Consider the following 18,799-nt stretch of genomic DNA (forward strand, 5'->3'; position numbering starts at 1 on the left):
GCCCTTCGTGTCGGTCGGTCAGCGGCGCTCCGGCCGCCGGTTCACCCGGCGGCGCCGTAGGCGTCGACCAGCTCCCGGGCGCGCTTGACGTCGTCGGCCATCCGCTCCAGGAGCGCGTCGATCGTGTCGAACTTCTCCATGCCCCGCAGGTAGGTGAGGAAGTCGACGGCGACGTGCAGCCCGTACAGGTCCAGCCCGACGCGGTCGATGGCGTACGCCTCGACGGTGCGGGCGGTCCCGTCGAAGGTGGGGTTGGTGCCGACGGAGATCGCGGCGGGCATGGCCTCGCCTTCGACGTGCAGCCAGCCTGCGTAGACCCCGTCCGCGGGGATCGCGGTGTGCGGCAGCGTCTCGACGTTCGCCGTGGGGTATCCGAGGTCCCGGCCGCGCTGCGCGCCGCGGACGACCACGCCCTCTACCCGGTGCGGCCGGCCCAGGATCTCGGCGGCGCCCGCCACGTCGCCCTCGGCGATCAGGCGGCGGGTCATCGTGGAGGAGAACGGCTGCCCGCCGCCCGCCTCGCCCGTCAGGTAGAGGTCGACGACGTCCACCTCGTAGTCGTACTTCAGCCCCATCGCGGACAGGAACTCCACGTCACCGGCGGCCTTGTGCCCGAAGCGGAAGTTCGGGCCCTCGACGACGGCCCGCGCGTGGAGCGCGTCGACCAGCACGGTGCGGACGAAGTCGCCCGGCGAGAGCTGCGAGAACTCGGTCGTGAACGGGAGGATGAGCAGGGCGTCGACGCCCAGCTCCGCCATCAGCTCGGCGCGGCGGTGGTGGGCCGCCAGCAGCGGCGGGTGGCTGCCGGGGCGGACCACCTCGCTGGGGTGCGGGTCGAAGGTGACGACGACGGAGGCGACGCCCAGCTCGCGGGCGCGTTCCACGGCCCTGCCGATGATCAGCTGGTGCCCGCGGTGCACGCCGTCGTAGGAGCCGATGGTGACGACGCTGCGTCCCCAGTCCCCGGGGACGTCCTCCAAGCCTCGCCAGCGCTGCACAGTGACCGCTCCTCGACCGCCGATGATTCTTCGATGTGCAGGTCCAAGCCTGCCATGCCGGGGGGCCCACCGGCGCAGCGCCCCCGGTGACGCGGCCGTCGCGGACCTGGCGCGCCCCTCGCCCGACCGGTGGGAGCACCCCCTCCGCCCGGAAGGGACGCGGTACGTGGCGGGGCGCGGCGCCGGAGGCACGCGGTCCAGAGTGCCGGCACGGCGAGCAGCGGCGCAGCACGACGGCCGGCCGGGGCATGAGGTGCACGGACCGCAGCGGGCACGTGACGCCGCCCCCGGATGATCGCTGGCCGGTCAGAGGCCCACCGCCTCCGCCGGCGCCAGCTGGTCGCACATGCGCCGGGCGCTCGGGCCGATCACCGCGTCCCACGCCCCTGGGCCCGCGCCGTCGAGGCCGTCCGCGGCCAGCCATCCGCGCACCTGCCGGGCGAACCCGGGCGACCCGCTGACCAGCTGCACCAGCCGCCGGTCGAAGAGGGCCGCGCCCTCGGGCGTACGGCAGAGCAGGAGGCCCACCCGGTGCACCAGGTCGCGGGTCATCGGGGCCGGCCGCCGGGCGCACCCGTCGGCGGCCGCGCCGAGGAGGGCGTCGAGCACGGCCGGGTCGCGTTCCTGGTCCAGGAGGACGTCCAGCAGCTCCTGGCGCAGCGGGCGGGAGAGGTGGCCGCCCGGTGCGGCCAGCACGGGCGCCAGCACTCTGCGCACCTGCGGCGGGTGCTCCCGCAGCAGTCCGGTGACCAGCGGGAGGAGGACGGCGCGGGCGGCCGGTCCGTGCTCCAGGCGGCGGTCGAGGTAGGCCGCCGCGTGCCGGGCGTCCTCGGGACGGTGGCCGAGGTGGTCCCACACCAGGGCGGCGGCCCGGCGGGCGAGCGCCGGGGTGGACACCTCGGCCAGTTCGCGCAGTACCTCGGCGGCGCCGGGGCCCGGTTCGCGCAGCCGGGAGTGGAACGCGGCGAGCACCTGCTCGGGGTGCGTGGGGAGGGCCGCGGCGAGCGCCGCGGCCGGCAGCAGCGGGTCGCCGGCGGCGAAGCCGTCCAGGGCGGCCCGCAGGTGGAGGCAACGGGTCGCCGGGTCCCGCACCAGGAGGCCGAGCGCGGCGCCGTGCAGGGTGCGGTCGGCGGGGCGGGCCAGGATCGCCAGGGCCGCGTAGCGCAGCAGCTCGCGGTCGGCGGCGAGTACGGCGTGCGGGGCGGCGAGCAGGCCGTAGGTGGCCGCGGCGGCGTGCCGCTCCGGCCGGTCCTCGCGCGCCCAGCGGTCGACGGCACGGCACACGGCGGACGGCTCGTCCTCGGCGAGGGCCGCCAGCAGTTCCATGGCACGGGGGTGGTCCGTGGCGGCCAGGACCTCGGTGAGGTCGTCCACCGCCTGCCGCCGGTGCGTGTGCAGGAGGGCCTGCGCCGCGGTGGCGACCGTCGGCCGGGGGCCGCAGGGCGCGGACTGCAGCAGCCGTTCGTCGGTGAACCAGCCGCACAGCGCGGGCAGCGACGGCCGCGGCGTGGCGGCCAGCACCTCGCCGGCCGCCGTCAGGAACCGCTCCCGCGTGCGGTCCGCGGCGCGCGGCGGGCCGTCGGCGGGCAGCAGCAGCCTCAGCAGCGCCAGGCGCTCCTCTGGGGGGAGCCGCAGCCGCCGCCAGAACCACGGACCGAACTCCCCCAGCCCCGCGCCCTCGTGGAAGCCCCCGGCCTCGATCGAGCGGACGGTGACACGCTCCGCCAGCAGCCGCAGCACGTCCCGGTACGGCGTCGCGTCCGGCACCCCGAGCAGGGTCTCCCCCAGCAGGTGCGCCGCCCACCACACCGCGTCCGCGCGCCGGGCCGCCGCCCGGGCGGCGCCGTCGCCCTCCCCGCGCGGCCGTGGCACCCCGTCGAGCAGCACCGTCCCGCCACCGCGCGACGCGGGCGCGGCGGCGTCGCGGTCGAGCACCTGGACCAGTTGCCGCAGCCTGCGCCCGAGGACGTCCGGCCCCGAACGGCGGGCGGTGAGCAGCAGCGCCTGTACGACCGGGCCGATGCGGTGCCGCGGCACGGGCAGGCAGCGCGGCTCGGAGGGCGGGGCGAGCGGCGGTGCGGGCGGCACAGGCGGCACGGCCCTGTGCCGCGGCTGCGCCCCGGCCCGGGCGGGCAGGCGCACGGGGGCCTCGGCGCAGCCGTCCCGGTCGTCGGCCGACCAGCGGTGGACCAGGGCGTACAGCGCCTCGTCCAGGTCGAGTTGGCCGCCCTGCAGCCAGTCGCCGAACTCCTCGTGCGCGAAGCGGTACCCGGCACCGGCCGGCACCACCAGCCCCTCCGTGAGCACCGCCGCCGCCCACCCGGGGCGCCACGGGAACAGCTCCTCGAAGGACGCCCGGTCCAGTTCGCCCTGGCCCGGACCCAGGCAGCGCCGGGCCGCCTCGTGCGCCTGCCCGGCGACGCGGGCGGCCAGCCGCCGTACCTCCGTTGCCCTCGCGGGGGCCGTGACTGCCGCGATCCGATGGGCGATCCGCAGGCACAGCAGGTCCAGGTGGGCCGAGAAGACCTCGGCCCGGCCGGGCCGTCCCGTCAGGCCACCGCCGGCGGCCCGTACCTCCGACAGCAGCCGCAGGGCCAGCGGATGCGCCGCGTCCTGCTCGGCGAGGGCACCGGCGGACAGCCCGTGGCGCGCCCGGGCGAGCCGTGCCGGCTCCTCCGGCAGGCCGCCGAGGCGCAGGCAGGCGGGCAGCGCCCGGGCGCCCGGCGGGGTGCCGGCGTCGTGGAGCAGGCCGGGAGGGAAGAGGGCTCCGGCCTGCTCCCAGTACTCGGGGCGGCACGCCACGATCAGCCGCGCCCCCGTCGTGCCCAGCCACCGCGCCGTCTCCGCGGACCACTCGGGCAGCGCATGGGCGAGCAGCGGCGGCATCTCCTCGGGAGCGTCCAGCACGACGAGCAACCGCTGCCCCTTGGCGCGCGCCAGGCGGGCGACGGCATCGGGCGACGCGTCGGCCGGCGCGCCTTCCGGCGCCCTCCCCGCGTGCACGATGCGCCCCGCGGCAGCCAGCGCCCGCGCCGCGGCGTCCCTCAACCCGGCGTCGCCCGCCCGCAGTTCGGCCCCGCGCAGCCACAGCGTAGGCGCCGGGTCCGGGTCCGCGGCACGCCGGGCGGCCAACGCCTCCAGTGCGGTCGTACGGCCGCTGCCGGGGGCGCCGACCAGCCCGAGCACGCAGGCGCCCCCCTCCCCCGTGAAGCCCGCCAGCTCCGCCTCCGTGTCCGGGCGCGCCTCGGCCTCGCGCCAGGGCCGCGGCCGGGCCGCGGAAGCGACGGAGGTCGCGGTCAGCTGCAGCGCCCCCGCGATGTTGAGGTGCGGCCCGTACGCGGGCACGGTCGCCGCGTTGCGCGCCAGCGCGTCCGCGAGCACCCCGCCCTCCGCCGGCGTCCGCAACGGCACCGCGAACCCGCCCGCCCTTCGTCCCGCGTGCAGCGCGGTCACGACGACGCCGTGCACGGCACCGGTCTCGGCGTCGATCACGGGCTCCCCCGAGGCGACGGCACGCAGCGGCTCGTCGTCACCGCGCGCACCGGCGAGCTCGTACGCCGCGTCCAGGAGGTGGAAGCGGTCCGTCGCGGTGTACGTCACCGGCGCCGTCCCCGCGATCGTGGCCTCCACCCAGGCCGCGCCGCGCAACCGCACGGCCCGCCCGTGCCCCGCGGTGCGCGCGAACCCGGCCACCGGCAGCGGCGGCACGTCCAGTCCCTCCGTCGCCACGAGCGCCAGCCCCAGCTCCGGCAGCGGGGTGATCGCGGGCGCCTCGACGAGGGTCGTCTGCTCCCCGTGCGCATGCAGCACCAGCCGCACGAGGCCGTCCACGGCCTCGTGGCTCGTCACGAGCGTCCCCCGTCCGTCCCGCGCCGCGACGAGGAACCCCGTCCCCCGTGGCCGTCCGGCCAGGTCACGGACGCGCACCAGCGCCCGGTCGACATCGGCGGTCGGTACCGCCATCTGCGCACCTCCCCGCCACAGTGCCCGTTTCGACCGTAGACGTCCGTTGATCGACACAACAGATCCCACGTCGAACGCGCCCCCAAGCGCTCCCTCTCTTCACTCCGAGCGCCTGCCCGTTGGAGTGAATTGATCTTGCGGGGTGGATAGGGACGGGGAGGGAGGGGGATCGTGCAGCGCGGGCCGCGAGGGGGGAGGGCCCGCGCTTCACGGTTGCGCCGCGAAGCGGTCCGGGGTGCCCGGTGTCGCCGCGTGCGCGCGGTGCGTGGTGCCCGGGTGCGTTCTGTGGGGCCCGGTCGTTGTGTGCGGCTTTGTTTGCGCCTGCGGCGGGCTGTCCCCCGCCCGCCCTCCCGGTTGCCCGGCGCGGTCAGTGCGGGCATGCGCTCTGTCGGGGTGGGGTCGGTGCCGCGCCGGCGCACGTCCTCAGCGCTCGCGGTTTACGTCTACATCGTTCGGCACCGCGTTCGCCGCTCGTCGCTTCCGGGCGCACGCCGCCACACCCCCTCCCACGGGTTGGGGCGACTGACGGCCGGTGGGGGTTCAGAAAGGCACTTGCGGCAACCCCGGACCGCTCTCTGAACCCCCACCGGCCGTTGGTCGCCCGGCGATACGGAGGGGGCGGGGGAGGTGGGGGCACCCCCGGCCGAAGGCTGGGGGAGGGAGGGCGGGCGGGGAAACCGCCCGCCGCAGGCGCAACACACCCGCGCACAACCACCGGGCCCAACAGAACGCACCCCGGGCCGCAAGCACCGGGCCGCGTCAGGCGAGGTTGGCCAGGATCTTGGCCTGCCCCTCCCGCGCTTCGACCAGCGCCAGAAACTCCCCCTCCGGCCCGAACACCGCCGTGGGCACCGCCCCCAGGGACGGGGGCGCGTCCAGCCGCACGCCGTGGCCGAGCAGCCGCGCCTGCCGGGCGTCCACGTCCCACCGGGGGAACGCCGCCGCCGCGGCCTCCGCGATGGGCAGCACCGCGAACGCCTCCGTGAGCTGCTCCAGCGTACGGGCGAGCCCGGCGCCGTAGGGGCCGACGCGGGTGCGCCGCAGCGCGGTGAGGTGGCCGCCGACGCCGAGCCCGGCACCCAGGTCGCGGGCGAGGGCCCGGATGTACGTGCCGGAGGAGCACTCGACCGTGACGTCGACGTCGACCACGTCACCGCCCTCGTGCCGCACGTGCCGGACGTCCCGCACGACGAACGACGACACCGTGACCGGCCGCGCCGCCAGCTCGAAGGCCTCGCCGCCGCGTACGCGGGCGTACGACCTGACGCCGTTGACCTTGATGGCGCTCACCTTGGACGGCACCTGCATGATGTCCCCGGTCAGCGGCACGACGCCCGCGTCGATCGCCTCGCGGGTGACCCCGTCCGCGGGGACGGAGGCCGTGACCTCGCCCTCGGCGTCGTCGGTGACCGTGCTCTGGCCGAGCCGGATGGTCGCCTCGTACTCCTTGCGCGTGAGCGCGAGGTGCCCGAGCAGCCGGGTGGCCTTCTCGACGCCGATGACGAGGACGCCGGTGGCCATGGGGTCGAGCGTGCCCGCGTGCCCCACGCGCCGTGTCCCGGCCAGTCTGCGCAGCCGGGCCACGACGTCGTGCGAGGTCATACCGCCCGGCTTGTCGACGATGACAAGCCCGTCCTTCATCGGTCGCCGTCCTCCTCGTCGTCGACCTCGTCCTCCGCCGGCTTGCGGTAGGGGTCGGCGTCGCCGGCGTAGGTGGCGTCCGTGGCGGTCTTGCGGACCTCCTCGTCGGCCTCGCGGGCCTTGGCGAGCAGGTCCTCGATCGTGCGCGCGTTCTCGGGGATCGCGTCGGCGACGAACGTCAGGGTGGGCGTGAAGCGCACGCCGGTCTGCCGTCCGACCTCCGAGCGGAGGACGCCCTTGGCGCTCTCCAGCGCCGCCGCCGAGGCGGCCCGCTCCTCGTCGTCACCGAAGACCGTGTAGAAGACGGTCGCCTCCCGGAGGTCACCGGTGACCCGGGTGTCCGTGATCGTCACGTAGCCAAGCCGCGGGTCCTTGATCCGCCGCTGGAGCGTCTCCGCGACCACGACCCGGATGCGGTCCGCCAGCTTGCGCGCCCGCGCGGTGTCGGTCATGCGTGCTCTTCTCTCTTCTCATCACGCTTCGGAACGTGAGTGTCAGTCGTCGTCCCCGTGCACCCGCTGCCGCGCCGACAGCAGGTCCACCTCGGGGCGCGAGGCCATCCAGCGCTCGCAGCGTCCGAGGACGTCCTTGATGTGCCCGGGGTCCCCGGACACGACCGCCACGCCGATCTCGGCCCTGCGGTAGAGGTCGTGGTGGTCGACCTCGGCGACGCTCACCGCGAACTTGCGGTGGAGCTCGGCCACGATCGGCCGGATGACGGACCGCTTCTCCTTCAGCGAACGGACGTCGCCGAGAAGCAGGTCGAAGGACAGCGTCCCTACATACATGGGCATCAGGTCAAGCCGACCTGTGGGGCCTCGTCGTGAACGGTGCGAACACCGTGAACAGCAATCACCACAGTAAAGGCAACGGCCGGGGCCGATCGACGGAATTTTCCCTCCGCCAACCGGCCCCGGTCAGATGTCCCTCGATCAGACGCGAGGCTTCTCGCGCAGCTCGTAGGTCGCGACGACGTCGTCGATCTTGATGTCGTTGTAGTTGCCGAGGTTGATACCGCCCTCGAAACCTTCACGAATCTCGGTGACGTCGTCCTTGAAGCGCCGCAGACCCTCGATGGTGAGGTTCTCGGCGACGACCTTGCCGTCACGCAGCAGGCGCGCCTTGGCGTTGCGTCGGACCTCGCCGGAGCGGATGAGCACACCGGCGATGTTGCCGAGCTTGGAGGAGCGGAAGACCTCGCGGATCTCGGCGGTGCCGAGCTCCACCTCCTCGTACTCGGGCTTGAGCATGCCCTTGAGCGCCGCCTCGATCTCGTCGATGACCTGGTAGATCACCGAGTAGTAGCGGACGTCGACGCCCTCACGCTCGGCCAGCGACGTGGCGCGGCCCTCGGCCCGCACGTTGAAGCCGATGATGATGGCGTCGGAGCCCGCCGCCAGGGTGACGTCGGTCTCGGTGACCGCACCGACACCCCGGTGGAGGATGCGCAGGTCCACGTCCTCGCCGACGTCGAGCTGGAGCAGCGAGGACTCCAGGGCCTCGACCGAACCGGACGCGTCGCCCTTGATGATGAGGTTGAGCTGCTGGACCTCGCCGGCCTTGAGCACCTTGTCCAGGTCCTCGAGGCTGACCCGGCGACGCGTCTTGGCGAAGGCCGCGTTGCGCTCGCGGGCGGCGCGCTTCTCGGCGATCTGACGGGCCGTACGGTCCTCGTCGACCACCAGGAAGTTGTCGCCGGCACCCGGCACGTTCGTCAGACCGAGCACCAGGACCGGGGTCGAGGGGCCCGCCTCGTCGACAGTGTTGCCACTGTCGTCGAGCATCGCGCGGACACGGCCGTACGCGTCGCCGACCACCATGGTGTCGCCGACCCGCAGGGTGCCGCGCTGGACCAGGACGGTCGCCACGGCACCGCGGCCGCGGTCGAGGTGCGCCTCGATCGCGATGCCCTGCGCGTCCTGCTCCGGGTTGGCCCGCAGGTCGAGCGCGGCGTCCGCGGTCAGGACCACGGCCTCCAGCAGGCTGTCGATGTTCAGGCCCTGCTTGGCGGAGATGTCGACGAACATGGTGTCGCCGCCGTACTCCTCGGCCACCAGACCGAACTCGGTCAGCTGACCGCGCACCTTCGTCGGGTCCGCGCCCTCGACGTCGATCTTGTTGACCGCGACCACGATCGGCACGTCGGCCGCCTTGGCGTGGTTCAGCGCCTCGATCGTCTGGGGCATGACGCCGTCGTTCGCCGCCACCACGAGGATCGCGATGTCGGTGGACTTGGCACCACGGGCACGCATGGCGGTGAACGCCTCGTGACCCGGGGTGTCGATGAAGGTGATGGCCCGGTGCTCGCCGTTGACCTCGGTGGCCACCTGGTAGGCACCGATGTGCTGGGTGATGCCGCCGGCCTCGCCCGCGACCACGTTGGTCTTGCGGATCGCGTCGAGGAGGCGGGTCTTGCCGTGGTCGACGTGACCCATGACGGTCACGACCGGCGGACGCGCGACGAGCGCTTCCTCGCCGCCCTCGTTCTCGCCGAACTCGATGTCGAAGGACTCGAGGAGCTCGCGGTCCTCCTCCTCCGGGCTGACGATCTGAAGGGTGTAGTTCATCTCGTCGGCGAGCAGCTGCAGCGTGTCGTCGGAGACGGACTGGGTCGCGGTGACCATCTCGCCGAGGTTCAGCATCACCTGGACGAGCGACGCCGGGTTGGCGCCGATCTTCTCGGCGAAGTCGGTCAGCGAGGCACCACGGGAGAGGCGCACGGTGTCGCCGTTGCCGCGGGGCAGCAGCACGCCGCCCACGGACGGGGCCTGCATGGCCTCGTACTCCTGGCGCTTCGCCCGCTTCGACTTGCGGCCACGGGCCGGACGGCCACCGGGGCCACGGCCGAAGGCGCCCTGCGTGCCACCGCGGCCACCCGGACCACCGGGACGACCGCCGAAGCCGCCGCCACCGGGGCGACCGGCGAAGCCGCCGCCACCGCCACCACCGGCGCCGGCAGGACGCGGACCGCCGAAGCCGCCGCCACCACCGGGACGGCCACCGCCGCCACCGCCACCGGGACGACCGGCGAAGCCGCCGCCACCGCCACCGGGACGACCGGTACCGCCGCCGGGACGGGCGCCGGGACCGCCGGGACGACCCGGACCGCCCGGACGACCCGGCGCGCCGCCGGCAGCGGGACGCTGCGGCATCATGCCGGGGTTCGGACGGGGGCCGCCGCCCTGCGGACGGGGCATGCCGCCCGGGGTCGGACGCGGACCGCCGGAGGCGGCACCGCCGCCGGGGCGCGGAGCGCCACCCGGACGGGGACCGGAACCACCCGGAGCGCCACCGGGGCGCGGGCCGGACTGGCCGGGGGCACCACCCGGACGCGGCGCCTGCGGGCGCGGCATACCGGTGGAGCCGGAGGTGAAGGGGTTGTTGCCCGGGCGGGGACCGGCCGGACGGGGGGCACCCGGACGCGGCGCCTGGCCACCGGGACGCGCACCGGGGCCGCCCTGGCCACGGCCGCCGTCACGCTGGCCGGGACCGGAGGGACGGGTACCGGGACGCGGGCCGGGGCCACCGGGACGCCCGGCAGCGGGGCGCTCGCCCTGAGCCGGACGCTCCTGGGCCGGGCGCTCCTGGGCGGGACGCTCCGGGGCCGGCGGGGCGGAGAACTCCGCCTGCGGCACCGGGGTGACCGGCGCGGGCTTGGCCGGGGCCGGCTTGGGACCCGGGGTCGGGCGCGGGCCCGGCGTCGGCGCGGGGCCACCGGCGGGCTTGGTAGTGGGGGCTGATCCCGTGGCCGGCTTGGGAGCCGGCGCAGCGGGACGGGCCGGCGCACCCGGAGTGGGGGTGGCCGGCTTTGCGGGCGCGTCCTTGCGCGGCGCCGCGGGCCTGGCAGCAGAGGGCTTCGAGGAGGCGGAACCGCCACCGGAACCCTGCAGTGCGTCGGTCAGCTTGCGAACAACCGGCGCCTCGATCGTCGAGGACGCCGAACGGACGAATTCGCCAAGTTCTTGGAGCTTGGCCATGACGACCTTGCTCTCAACTCCGAACTCCTTGGCGAGTTCGTATACCCGGACCTTAGCCACTTCGCTCCTTCATGAGGTCCGGGGTGGTCGTCCGCCGGACCGTCGCTACTTCATGGGCGTACTCATCGCGTGCTCATCGAGTGCTCATCGCAATCTCGACCTACTTCCAACTCGCGGGGTACCTGGCCGTACGGTCGCCCGTACGGTCTTCCTGCCTACTCACGGTGTGCCTGCTCCACGTAGCCGCGGAGGTCCGCGGTGTCCAGCGGTCCCCGGGCCCGGAAGGCCCGCGGGAACGCCCGGCGGCGGACCGCCAGGTCGAGACAGACGGTGTCGGGATGCACATACGCACCCCGACCGGGCAGCGTACCGCGAAGATCGGGAACACAGAATTCCCCGACCACCGCCACACGCAGCAGATCTCGCTTGGCCGCCCGCTCCCTGCACCCGATGCACGTTCGCTCCGGGCGTGCTGGGTCATGCGTCCGGCCAGACATCCTTAGTCTACCTCCCCGCGCCGACCTCACCCCTCCGGGTTATTCGACGCACGGTCGTTCATCGGTTACCCGCCGGTGCTACTGCTCGGCGAGCTCGGTGTCGGGCCGGATGTCGATCCGCCAGCCCGTGAGCCGTGCGGCCAGGCGGGCGTTCTGCCCTTCCTTGCCGATCGCCAGCGACAGCTGGTAGTCCGGCACGGTCACCCGCGCGGAGCGGGCGGCCATGTCGACGATCTCCACCTTGCTCACCCGGGCGGGTGACAGGGCGTTGGCGACCATCTCCGCCGGGTCGTCCGACCAGTCGACGATGTCGATCTTCTCGCCGTTCAGCTCGGCCATCACGGCGCGCACCCGGGCGCCCATGGGGCCGATGCAGGCGCCCTTGGCGTTCAGTCCGGAGCGGCCGGAACGGACCGCGATCTTCGTCCGGTGCCCGGCCTCGCGGGCGATTGCGGAGATCTCCACGGAACCGTCCGCGATCTCCGGGACCTCCAGCGCGAAGAGCTTCTTCACCAGGTTGGGGTGGGTGCGCGAGAGCGTCACGGACGGACCGCGCACACCCTTGGCCACCCGGACGACGTACGAGCGAAGGCGCGTGCCGTGCTTGTAGTCCTCACCGGGCACCTGCTCCTGCACGGGCAGGATCGCCTCGAGCTTGCCGATGTCGACCAGCACGTTCTTGGGGTCCTTGCCCTGCTGGACCACACCGGTGACGATGTCGCCCTCGCGGCCGGCGTACTCGCCGAAGGTGATCTCCTCCTCCGCATCCCGCAGCCGCTGCAGGATGACCTGCTTGGCCGTGGTCGCGGCGATCCGGCCGAAGCCGCTGGGCGTGTCGTCGAACTCCCGGGGCTCGGCTCCCTCGGGGGTCTCCGACGGGTCCTCCTTGGCCCACACGGTGACGTGCCCGTTCGTGCGGTCGAGCTGCACGCGCGCGTTGCGGCGGCTGCCCGGCTCGCGGTGGTACGCGATGAGGAGCGCCGACTCGATCGCCTCGACCAGCAGGTCGAAGGAGATCTCCTTCTCCCGCACCAGACCCCGCAGGGCACTCATGTCGATGTCCACGGCTACGCCTCCTCCATGCTCTCGTCGCCGTCAGTATCGGCACCGGCCGGGTCCTTGCGACTGAATTCGATCTCCACCCGTGCCTTGGCGATCTCGCCGAAGGAGGCACGGGCGGGTTTGGGCTTGCGTCCCTTGACACCCGGGACCTCCAGGTCGAGCCCGTCCTCGTCGACCGCGAGGATCCGCGCGACCAGCTCGTCACCGGCGGTCGTCGTCAGCTTGACCAGCCGACCCTCGTTGCGGCGGAAGTGGCGCGGCTCGGTGAGCGGGCGGTCCACGCCCGGCGAGGAGACCTCCAGCAGGTACGCCGCCCCGCCCATGGCGTCGGCGTCGTCGAGGACCTGCGAGATCTCCCGGCTCAGCTCCGCGAGCGTGTCCAGCGGCGCACCCTCGTCGGAGTCCACGATCACCTGGAGCTGCCGCCGGTTCCCGGCGGCCGTCACCTTGACCTCTTCCAGTTCGAGCCCCGTCTTCACGACGAGCGGCTCGAGCAGCCCGCGCAGCCTCTCGCTCTGGGTGGTGCTCATCCGGGTGACTCCTCGGCCGCGTGTGCTGTTGTGGTGGAAGGTCGTGTGTCGGGCCAAAGCCTATCGGTTCAGGCCCTGGAACGACGATTCGGCGCAGCGGAGGGCGCCGTCACGGCCCCCGGGCGTCGCGCGGGTACCCTCACGTGAGGTGATCACGGGAAGGGGCACTGTGCCGCTCAGCAACATTCCCCGCCGGCGCGCGGTACGCGCCGCCCTCGTCCTGCCGGCCGCCGCCGGACTGCTCGGCGGTTGCTCCGACGGGACACGGCCCGAGGGGACGTCCGCGAAGGGTTCGCCGGCCGCCGACGCGACCGCGGCGCTGCGCAAGCGGGCCGCCCGGGACAGCGCGGCACTGCTCGCGCAGTACGACGCCACCGTCGCGGCGCACCCGGACCTCGCGCAGCGGCTGCAGCCGCTGCGGGCCGAAGTGGCCCGCCACGCCCAGGCGTTCGGCACGTCGGCACGGGCGGCGTCACCGTCCGCCGCGCCCTCGTCGTCGTCCTCGCCGACGTCCTCCCCGTCGCCGTCGGCCTCGCCGTCCGTCCCCGCAGGGGCCGCAGCCGCGTTGTCCGCGCTGGCGGCGGCCGAACGCACGCTCGCGGACGCCCGGGTGACCGCGCTCCTGGACGCGCCGCCCGAACTCGCCCGCCTGCTCGCCTCGGTGGCCGCCTGCGGCGCCGGGCACGTCCTGCTGCTCAAGGAGCACTGACCCGACCCATGGCACAGCAAGCGCTGCTCAAGGCCGTCCAGGCCGCACTCTCCGCCGAGCACGCCGCCGTGTACGGCTACGGCATCGTCGGCGCCCGCGTCGGCGGCGAACTCGGCGAGCAGGCCCAGCAGGCGTACGACGCGCACCGCGCCCGCCGCGACTCGCTGCGCCGCACCGTCGGCGACCTCGGCGGCGAACCCGTCGCCGCCGAACCCGCGTACGCCCTGCCGTTCGACGTGCCGGACGGCAAGGCGGCCGTACGTCTCGCCGCGGAACTGGAGGACCGGGTCGCCGGGGTCTACGCGGACCTCGTGCGCGCCGCCGACGCCGACCTGCGCCGCGGGGCGGCCGACGCGCTGCGCGAGGCGGCGGTCCGCGCCGTGCGCTGGCGCCGGGGGAGCGTAGCCTTCCCGGGGCTGGCCGAACGCGCGCGGACGGCAGCGGAGAAGGTTTAGCACCAGGAGGGACGTACCCACGCATGGCCTCGGCACCACAGCCCCAGCACCTGGAACCGCCCGAGCGGCTGGTCCGCACGGTCAGCGCCTGGGAGGGCGAAGCGGGCCGCACCTGGCTCGCCGGCCTCCCCGAGCGCGTCGCGGACCACCTCGCGCGCTGGGAACTGACGCCGGAACGGGTGCTCTCCCCCGGCGGCCAGATCAGCATGGTCGTCCTCGTACGGCAGGCCGACGACACCCCCGCGACCCTCAAGGTCGGCCTCGTCACCGACGAGACCCGGCACGAGCACGCCGCGCTCGCCCGCTGGGACGGCCGCGGCGCGGTCCGCCTGCTGCAGGCCGACCCCGACGCGGGGGCGCTCCTCCTGGAACGCCTGCACAGCGACGTGTCGCTGCGCTCGCTGCCCGAGCAGAAGGCGATGCTCGAGGCGTGCGCCACCCTGCAGCGGCTCTGGGTCCCCCCGGGCGAGGGGCACCCCTTCGTGCCGGTCGCCGAGCACACGGCGCGCCTGGCGGCACTGCTGCGGGAGCGGCGCGAGCAGCCATACGTCCCGGAGGAGGCCCGGGCCCTGGTCGACGAGGCCCTCGCGGTCCGCGACGAACTGTGCGCGGCTGCCCCGGGCGAGGCCATGCTGCTGCACGGCGACTACCACCACGGGAACGTGCTCGCCGCGGACCGCGTGCCGTGGCTGGCCATCGACCCCAAGCCGGTCGCGGGCGAACCCGCGTACGACCTGGCCTGGCTCGTCCGCGACCGCCTCGAGACGCTGGTCGCAACGCCGGGGTCGCAGTCCGCGGCCCGGCGGAGGGTCGCCAAGCTCTCCGACTCCCTCGAGGTCGACCGGGACCGCGTCCGCGGGTGGGCCCTGTTCCGGGCCGTCGAGGCGGGCGTGTGGTCGTTCTCCGTGGGCGACCGTCAGGGCGGGGAACTGCTGCTGGAGTTCGCGGCCTGGCTTTAGCTGTCGCCGGGGGTGCGTTCTCTGGGGCCGGTTGTCGTGTGCGACGCCGTCGTGGTTGCGGTGGGGTTTCTCCCCCGCCCTCCCGCCCTCCCCCAGCCTTCGGCCGGGGGGACCCCCATCCGGCGCGGTCGGTGCGGGCCTGCGCTCTGTTGGGGTGGGGTCGGTGCCGCGCCGGCGCACCTCCTCGGCGCTCGCGGCGCTGCCCCACATCATCCGGCACCGCGCCCACCGCTCGTCGCCTGCGGGGGCACCCCGCCACACCCCCTCCGGTTGTATAGGCGACTACGGCCGGTGGGGGTGAGAAGGCGGTCCGGGGTCACCCCTGTTCCCTAGCTGAACCCCCACCGGCCGTCAGTCGCCCACACGGTGGGAGGGGGTGTGGCGGGGTGCGCCCATGGGGGTCCCCCGGCCGAAGGCTGGGGGCGTGCCCCGGCGCGGCACCGACCCCACAACGACCGCGCGAGGCGGTCACTAATCGCGCCGGGCAATCGGGAGGGCGGGCGGGGGAACCGCCCGCCGCAGGCGCAACGCACCCGCACACAGCAACGGACCGCAAGCGGCACCCCGCGGATCCGCTACGCGGATACGCGGGCGACCGCGTCCGCCACCGACAACTCCTCGCGCTCCCCGGTGCGGCGGTCCTTGACCTCGACGACCCCGTCCCCCGCGCCGCGCCCCACGACGAGGATCGTCGGCACTCCGAGCAGCTCCGCGTCGGTGAACTTCACGCCCGGCGAGACGCCCGCGCGGTCGTCGACGATGACCCTGACCCCGGCCGCGTGCAGCTTCTCCGCGACCTCGAGGGCCAGTTCCGTCTGCAGCGCCTTGCCCGCCGCCACGACGTGGACGTCCGCCGGGGCGACCTCGCGCGGCCAGCACAGGCCCTGCCCGTCGGCGGTCTGCTCGGCGAGCGCGGCGACGGCGCGGGAGACGCCGATGCCGTAGGAGCCCATGGTGACCCGGACCGGCTTGCCGTTCTGGCCGAGGACGTCGAGCTCGAAGGCGTCGGCGTACTTGCGGCCGAGCTGGAAGATGTGGCCGATCTCGATGGCCCGGTCCAGCTTGAGGCCGGCGCCGCAGCGCGGGCAGGGGTCGCCGGGCTCGACGGTGACGACGTCCAGGTACTCGTCGACCTCGAAGTCGCGGCCGCAGACGACGTTGCGGGCGTGCGTGTCGGGCTTGTTGGCGCCGGTGACCCAGGCGGTGCCGGGGGCGACGCGGGGGTCGGCGAGGTAGCGGACGCCGGTGAGGCCCTGCGGGCCGACGTAGCCGCGGACGAGGTCGGGGCGGCCGGTGAAGTCCTCGGCGGTGACGAGTTCGACCTCGGCGGGGGCGAGGTGCTCGGCGAGCTTGCCGAGGTCGACCTCGCGGTCGCCGGGGACGCCGACCGCGACGATCTCGCCGTCGACCTTGACCAGCAGGTTCTTCAGGGTCGCCGAGGCCGGCACCCCCAGGTGCGCCGCGAGGGTCTCGATGGTGGGGGTGTCGGGGGTGTCCACCTCCTCGAGGGCCGGGTGGTCCGCGCCCTCGACCGGGGGCACCACGGTGGTGACGGCCTCGGTGTTGGCCGCGTAGTCGCACGCGGGGCAGTCCACGAAGGTGTCCTCACCGGCCGCGGCGGGGGCGAGGAACTCCTCGGAGGCCGAGCCCCCCATCGCGCCGGAGACGGCCGAGACGATGCGGAAGTCGAAGCCGAGCCGCGAGAAGATCTTGATGTAGGCCTCGCGGTGCAGCCGGTACGCCTCGGCCAGGCCCTCGTCGGTGGTGTCGAAGGAGTAGGAGTCCTTCATCTGGAACTCGCGGCCGCGCAGCACGCCGGACCGGGGCCGGGCCTCGTCGCGGTACTTGGTCTGGATCTGGTAGAGGATCACCGGCAGGTCCTTGTAGGACGCGCACTGGTCCTTGACGACCTGGGTGAAGATCTCCTCGTGCGTGGGCCCGAGCACGTACTCCGCGCCCTTGCGGTCGCGGAGCTGGAAGAGCAGGTCGCCGTATTCTCCGGCGCGCCCGGTGAGCTCGTAGTTCTCCCGCGGGAGCAGCGCGGGCAGCAGGACCTCCTGGCCGCCGATGGCGTCCATCTCCTCGCGGACGACGCGTGCGACGTTCTCCAGCACCCGCTTGCCGAGCGGCAGCCAGGTCCACACCCCGGCCGATGAGCGGCGGACGTATCCGGCCCGGACCAGCAGCTTGTGGCTCGCGGTCTCGGCGTCGGCCGGGTCGTCGCGCAGCGTCTTGAGCATCAGCCGGGACATGCGCAGGACCATGGGGGCTCTCCAGGGGGTTTCGTACCGTTGCGCCGAGGATATCGAGCCGTGGCGCGCTCCCGGAAACGCGTTATCGCACGAGCGGCAGGCGGGCGCCCATGACGGCGTACGGGCTGGCCGCGCTGGGGAAGTGCACGGGCCGGGCCAGATCGGTGTAGCCGAGGGCGCGGTAGAGCCGCCGGGCCCGGCTCTCGGTGTCGATGGCGGACAGGATGCTGCGGGGCTCGTCGGCGCCGTCGGTGATGGTGGTGATGAGGGCGCGCCCGATGCCGCGGCCCTGGAAGCCGGGGTGGACGTGCAGTTCGGTGATGGTGAAGGAGTCGTCGAGCCACTCGTCGGTGCCGGTGCGCCGCAGGTAGGGCTCGACGACCGTGGACCACCAGTGGATCCGGCTGTTGGGCATGCCGTACACGAAGCCGGCGAGCCGTCCGTCGGGGGTGAGCGCGCCGAGCGCGCGGACGCCGGGGAAGCACAGGTGCCGCAGCACGATCTGCCGGCGGATGGCGACCTCCTCCGCGCCCAGCCCGAAGGCGACCGCCTGGACGGCCAGTGCCTCGTCCACCCGTGCCGCCAGGTCGATCGGCTCGACCGCCACGTCCTCCATGGGCGGCGACACTACTAGAACAGGACGCTCATGAAGGCGCCGACCTCGGTGAAGCCCACCCGGCGGTACGCGGCCCGGGCGGGCGCGTTGAAGTCGTTGACGTAGAGACTGGCCACGGGGGCCACGTCGCGCAGCGCGTAGTGCAGGACGGCGGCCATGCCGGTCTCGGACAGGCGGCGGCCGCGGTGCTCGGGGGCGACCCAGACGCCCTGGATCTGGCAGGCGTGCCGGGTGACGGCGCCGATCTCCGCCTTGAAGACGACCCTGCCGTCCTCGATGCGGGCGAACGCGCGGCCGGCGCCGACGAGTTCGGCGACGCGGGCCTGGTAGAGCAGTCCGCCGTCGCCGGCGAGCGGGGAGACGCCGACCTCCTCGGTGAACATGGCGACGCAGGCCGGCATGATCACGTCCATCTCGTCGCGCCTGACACGCCGCACGTACGGGTCGGGCTCGACCTGCGCGGGCAGCGCGCGGGTGACCATCAGCGGCTGGTGGGAGCGGACCTCGCGGGCCGGGCCCCAGCTGGGTTCGAGCAGCGACCACAGCGCGGAGGTGGGGGCGGTGGGGCCGACGATCGAGGAGCAGCGGCGTCCGGCGCGCAGCGCCCGCTCGGCGAAGGCGCGCACGGCCTCGGGGCCGGCGCAGATCGGGACGAGGTTGGCGCCGGCGTAGCAGAGCGCCTCGACGCGGCCTCCGGAGTACCAGCCCCACATCTCGCCGCCGAGGCGCCAGGGGTCGAGTCCGGCGACGGCGACCCGGGAGGCGACGAACGCGTTGGACACCGGATCACGGTCGAGCACCGCGAGGGCGGCGTCGAGTTCGCCTGGCTCCATGACCTTGGTCGTCGTGGTCGTCAACACGTGGGGCGCCTCACCGTACGGGCCGCAGCGGTCGGGGGAAGTCCCCGAACCTTACCTCGGGAACGTGTGTTCCGCCCGTGCCCGCCCGTATCCCGGACCGCGGGGGCCCGGGACGCGGGAGGGGATGGTGGGTCAGCTGACGGAGACGGAGGGCTCGCCGGAGGCGATGCCGTCGGCCTCCATCTGCTCGGCGAGCTTCATGGCCTCCTCGATGAGGGTCTCCACGATCTTCGACTCCGGCACGGTCTTGATGACCTCGCCCTTGACGAAGATCTGCCCC

At 74.3% G+C, this 18,799-nt stretch carries 15 protein-coding genes and 1 pseudogene; 3 read left to right on the forward strand and 13 right to left on the reverse strand.

From position 1 onward, the window contains the following. Positions 1–41: 41 nt before the first annotated feature. The 9 genes from ACFYYN_RS41245 to rimP form a co-directional block, all read right to left on the reverse strand. The gene (locus tag ACFYYN_RS41245) at positions 42–998 is read right to left on the reverse strand and encodes a bifunctional riboflavin kinase/FAD synthetase (RefSeq protein WP_500325796.1); all 957 of its coding nucleotides are present in this window, start codon (positions 996–998) and stop codon (positions 42–44) included. A gap of 306 nt (positions 999–1,304) precedes the next feature. Then, positions 1,305–4,961 carry a serine protease gene (locus ACFYYN_RS41250; RefSeq protein WP_500549887.1) on the reverse strand — a complete coding sequence of 1,219 codons (3,657 nt, stop codon included), beginning with the start codon at positions 4,959–4,961 and terminating at the stop codon, positions 1,305–1,307. A gap of 759 nt (positions 4,962–5,720) precedes the next feature. Next, on the reverse strand, positions 5,721–6,602 hold the full coding sequence (gene truB / locus ACFYYN_RS41255; protein ID WP_500549888.1) for a tRNA pseudouridine(55) synthase TruB: 882 nt from the start codon (positions 6,600–6,602) through the stop codon (positions 5,721–5,723). Next, positions 6,599–7,054: a 30S ribosome-binding factor RbfA gene (rbfA, locus tag ACFYYN_RS41260; RefSeq protein ID WP_500325791.1), complete on the reverse strand. Its 456-nt coding sequence runs from the start codon at positions 7,052–7,054 to the stop codon at positions 6,599–6,601. The genes truB and rbfA overlap by 4 nt, the downstream gene beginning before the upstream one ends. Positions 7,055–7,096: 42 nt before the next feature. Beyond that, entirely contained in the window at positions 7,097–7,390 is a 294-nt protein-coding gene (locus tag ACFYYN_RS41265) for a DUF503 domain-containing protein (protein WP_018562639.1), read from the reverse strand. A gap of 144 nt (positions 7,391–7,534) precedes the next feature. Then, entirely contained in the window at positions 7,535–10,639 is a 3,105-nt protein-coding gene (gene infB / locus ACFYYN_RS41270; protein ID WP_500549889.1) for a translation initiation factor IF-2, read from the reverse strand. Between the two features lie 155 nt (positions 10,640–10,794). Beyond that, on the reverse strand, positions 10,795–11,076 hold the full coding sequence (locus tag ACFYYN_RS41275) for a YlxR family protein (RefSeq protein ID WP_500325787.1): 282 nt from the start codon (positions 11,074–11,076) through the stop codon (positions 10,795–10,797). Positions 11,077–11,154: 78 nt separating this feature from the next. Next, a complete protein-coding gene (nusA, locus tag ACFYYN_RS41280; protein ID WP_499514311.1) occupies positions 11,155–12,141 on the reverse strand; it encodes a transcription termination factor NusA in 987 nt (328 codons plus the stop codon). A 2-nt stretch (positions 12,142–12,143) separates the two neighbouring features. After that, positions 12,144–12,668, reverse strand: a complete 525-nt coding sequence (gene rimP, locus ACFYYN_RS41285) for a ribosome maturation factor RimP (RefSeq protein ID WP_500325785.1) — start codon at positions 12,666–12,668, stop codon at positions 12,144–12,146. Between the two features lie 148 nt (positions 12,669–12,816). Between rimP and ACFYYN_RS41290 the strand changes: the two genes are divergently transcribed. Genes ACFYYN_RS41290 through ACFYYN_RS41300 form a run of 3 tightly spaced genes read left to right on the forward strand, consistent with a single transcriptional unit; the run spans position 12,817 to position 14,791 of the window. Further along, positions 12,817–13,377, forward strand: a complete 561-nt coding sequence (locus ACFYYN_RS41290; protein ID WP_500549890.1) for a hypothetical protein — start codon at positions 12,817–12,819, stop codon at positions 13,375–13,377. 8 nt (positions 13,378–13,385) lie between these two features. Continuing rightward, a complete protein-coding gene (locus ACFYYN_RS41295; RefSeq protein ID WP_500549891.1) occupies positions 13,386–13,832 on the forward strand; it encodes a ferritin-like domain-containing protein in 447 nt (148 codons plus the stop codon). 23 nt (positions 13,833–13,855) lie between these two features. Further along, positions 13,856–14,791: an aminoglycoside phosphotransferase family protein gene (locus ACFYYN_RS41300; RefSeq protein ID WP_500549892.1), complete on the forward strand. Its 936-nt coding sequence runs from the start codon at positions 13,856–13,858 to the stop codon at positions 14,789–14,791. Between the two features lie 575 nt (positions 14,792–15,366). Here ACFYYN_RS41300 and ACFYYN_RS41305 read toward each other — a convergent pair. From ACFYYN_RS41305 to ACFYYN_RS41320, 4 genes and pseudogenes are all read right to left on the reverse strand, one after another. Then, the gene (locus tag ACFYYN_RS41305; RefSeq protein ID WP_500549893.1) at positions 15,367–17,055 is read right to left on the reverse strand and encodes a proline--tRNA ligase; all 1,689 of its coding nucleotides are present in this window, start codon (positions 17,053–17,055) and stop codon (positions 15,367–15,369) included. A 70-nt stretch (positions 17,056–17,125) separates the two neighbouring features. After that, positions 17,126–17,659 (reverse strand): GNAT family N-acetyltransferase, encoded by a 534-nt coding sequence (locus ACFYYN_RS41310; RefSeq protein WP_499514305.1) that lies wholly within the window; start codon positions 17,657–17,659, stop codon positions 17,126–17,128. Positions 17,660–17,673: 14 nt separating this feature from the next. Next, entirely contained in the window at positions 17,674–18,519 is an 846-nt protein-coding gene (locus tag ACFYYN_RS41315; RefSeq protein ID WP_500549894.1) for a GNAT family N-acetyltransferase, read from the reverse strand. 132 nt (positions 18,520–18,651) lie between these two features. Then, a pseudogene (locus tag ACFYYN_RS41320) lies at positions 18,652–18,799 on the reverse strand (flavodoxin-dependent (E)-4-hydroxy-3-methylbut-2-enyl-diphosphate synthase); the annotation flags it as partial.

Origin of the sequence: Streptomyces sp. NPDC001902 (genome assembly GCF_042891295.1) — a bacterium.
Lineage (GTDB): Bacteria > Actinomycetota > Actinomycetes > Streptomycetales > Streptomycetaceae > Actinacidiphila.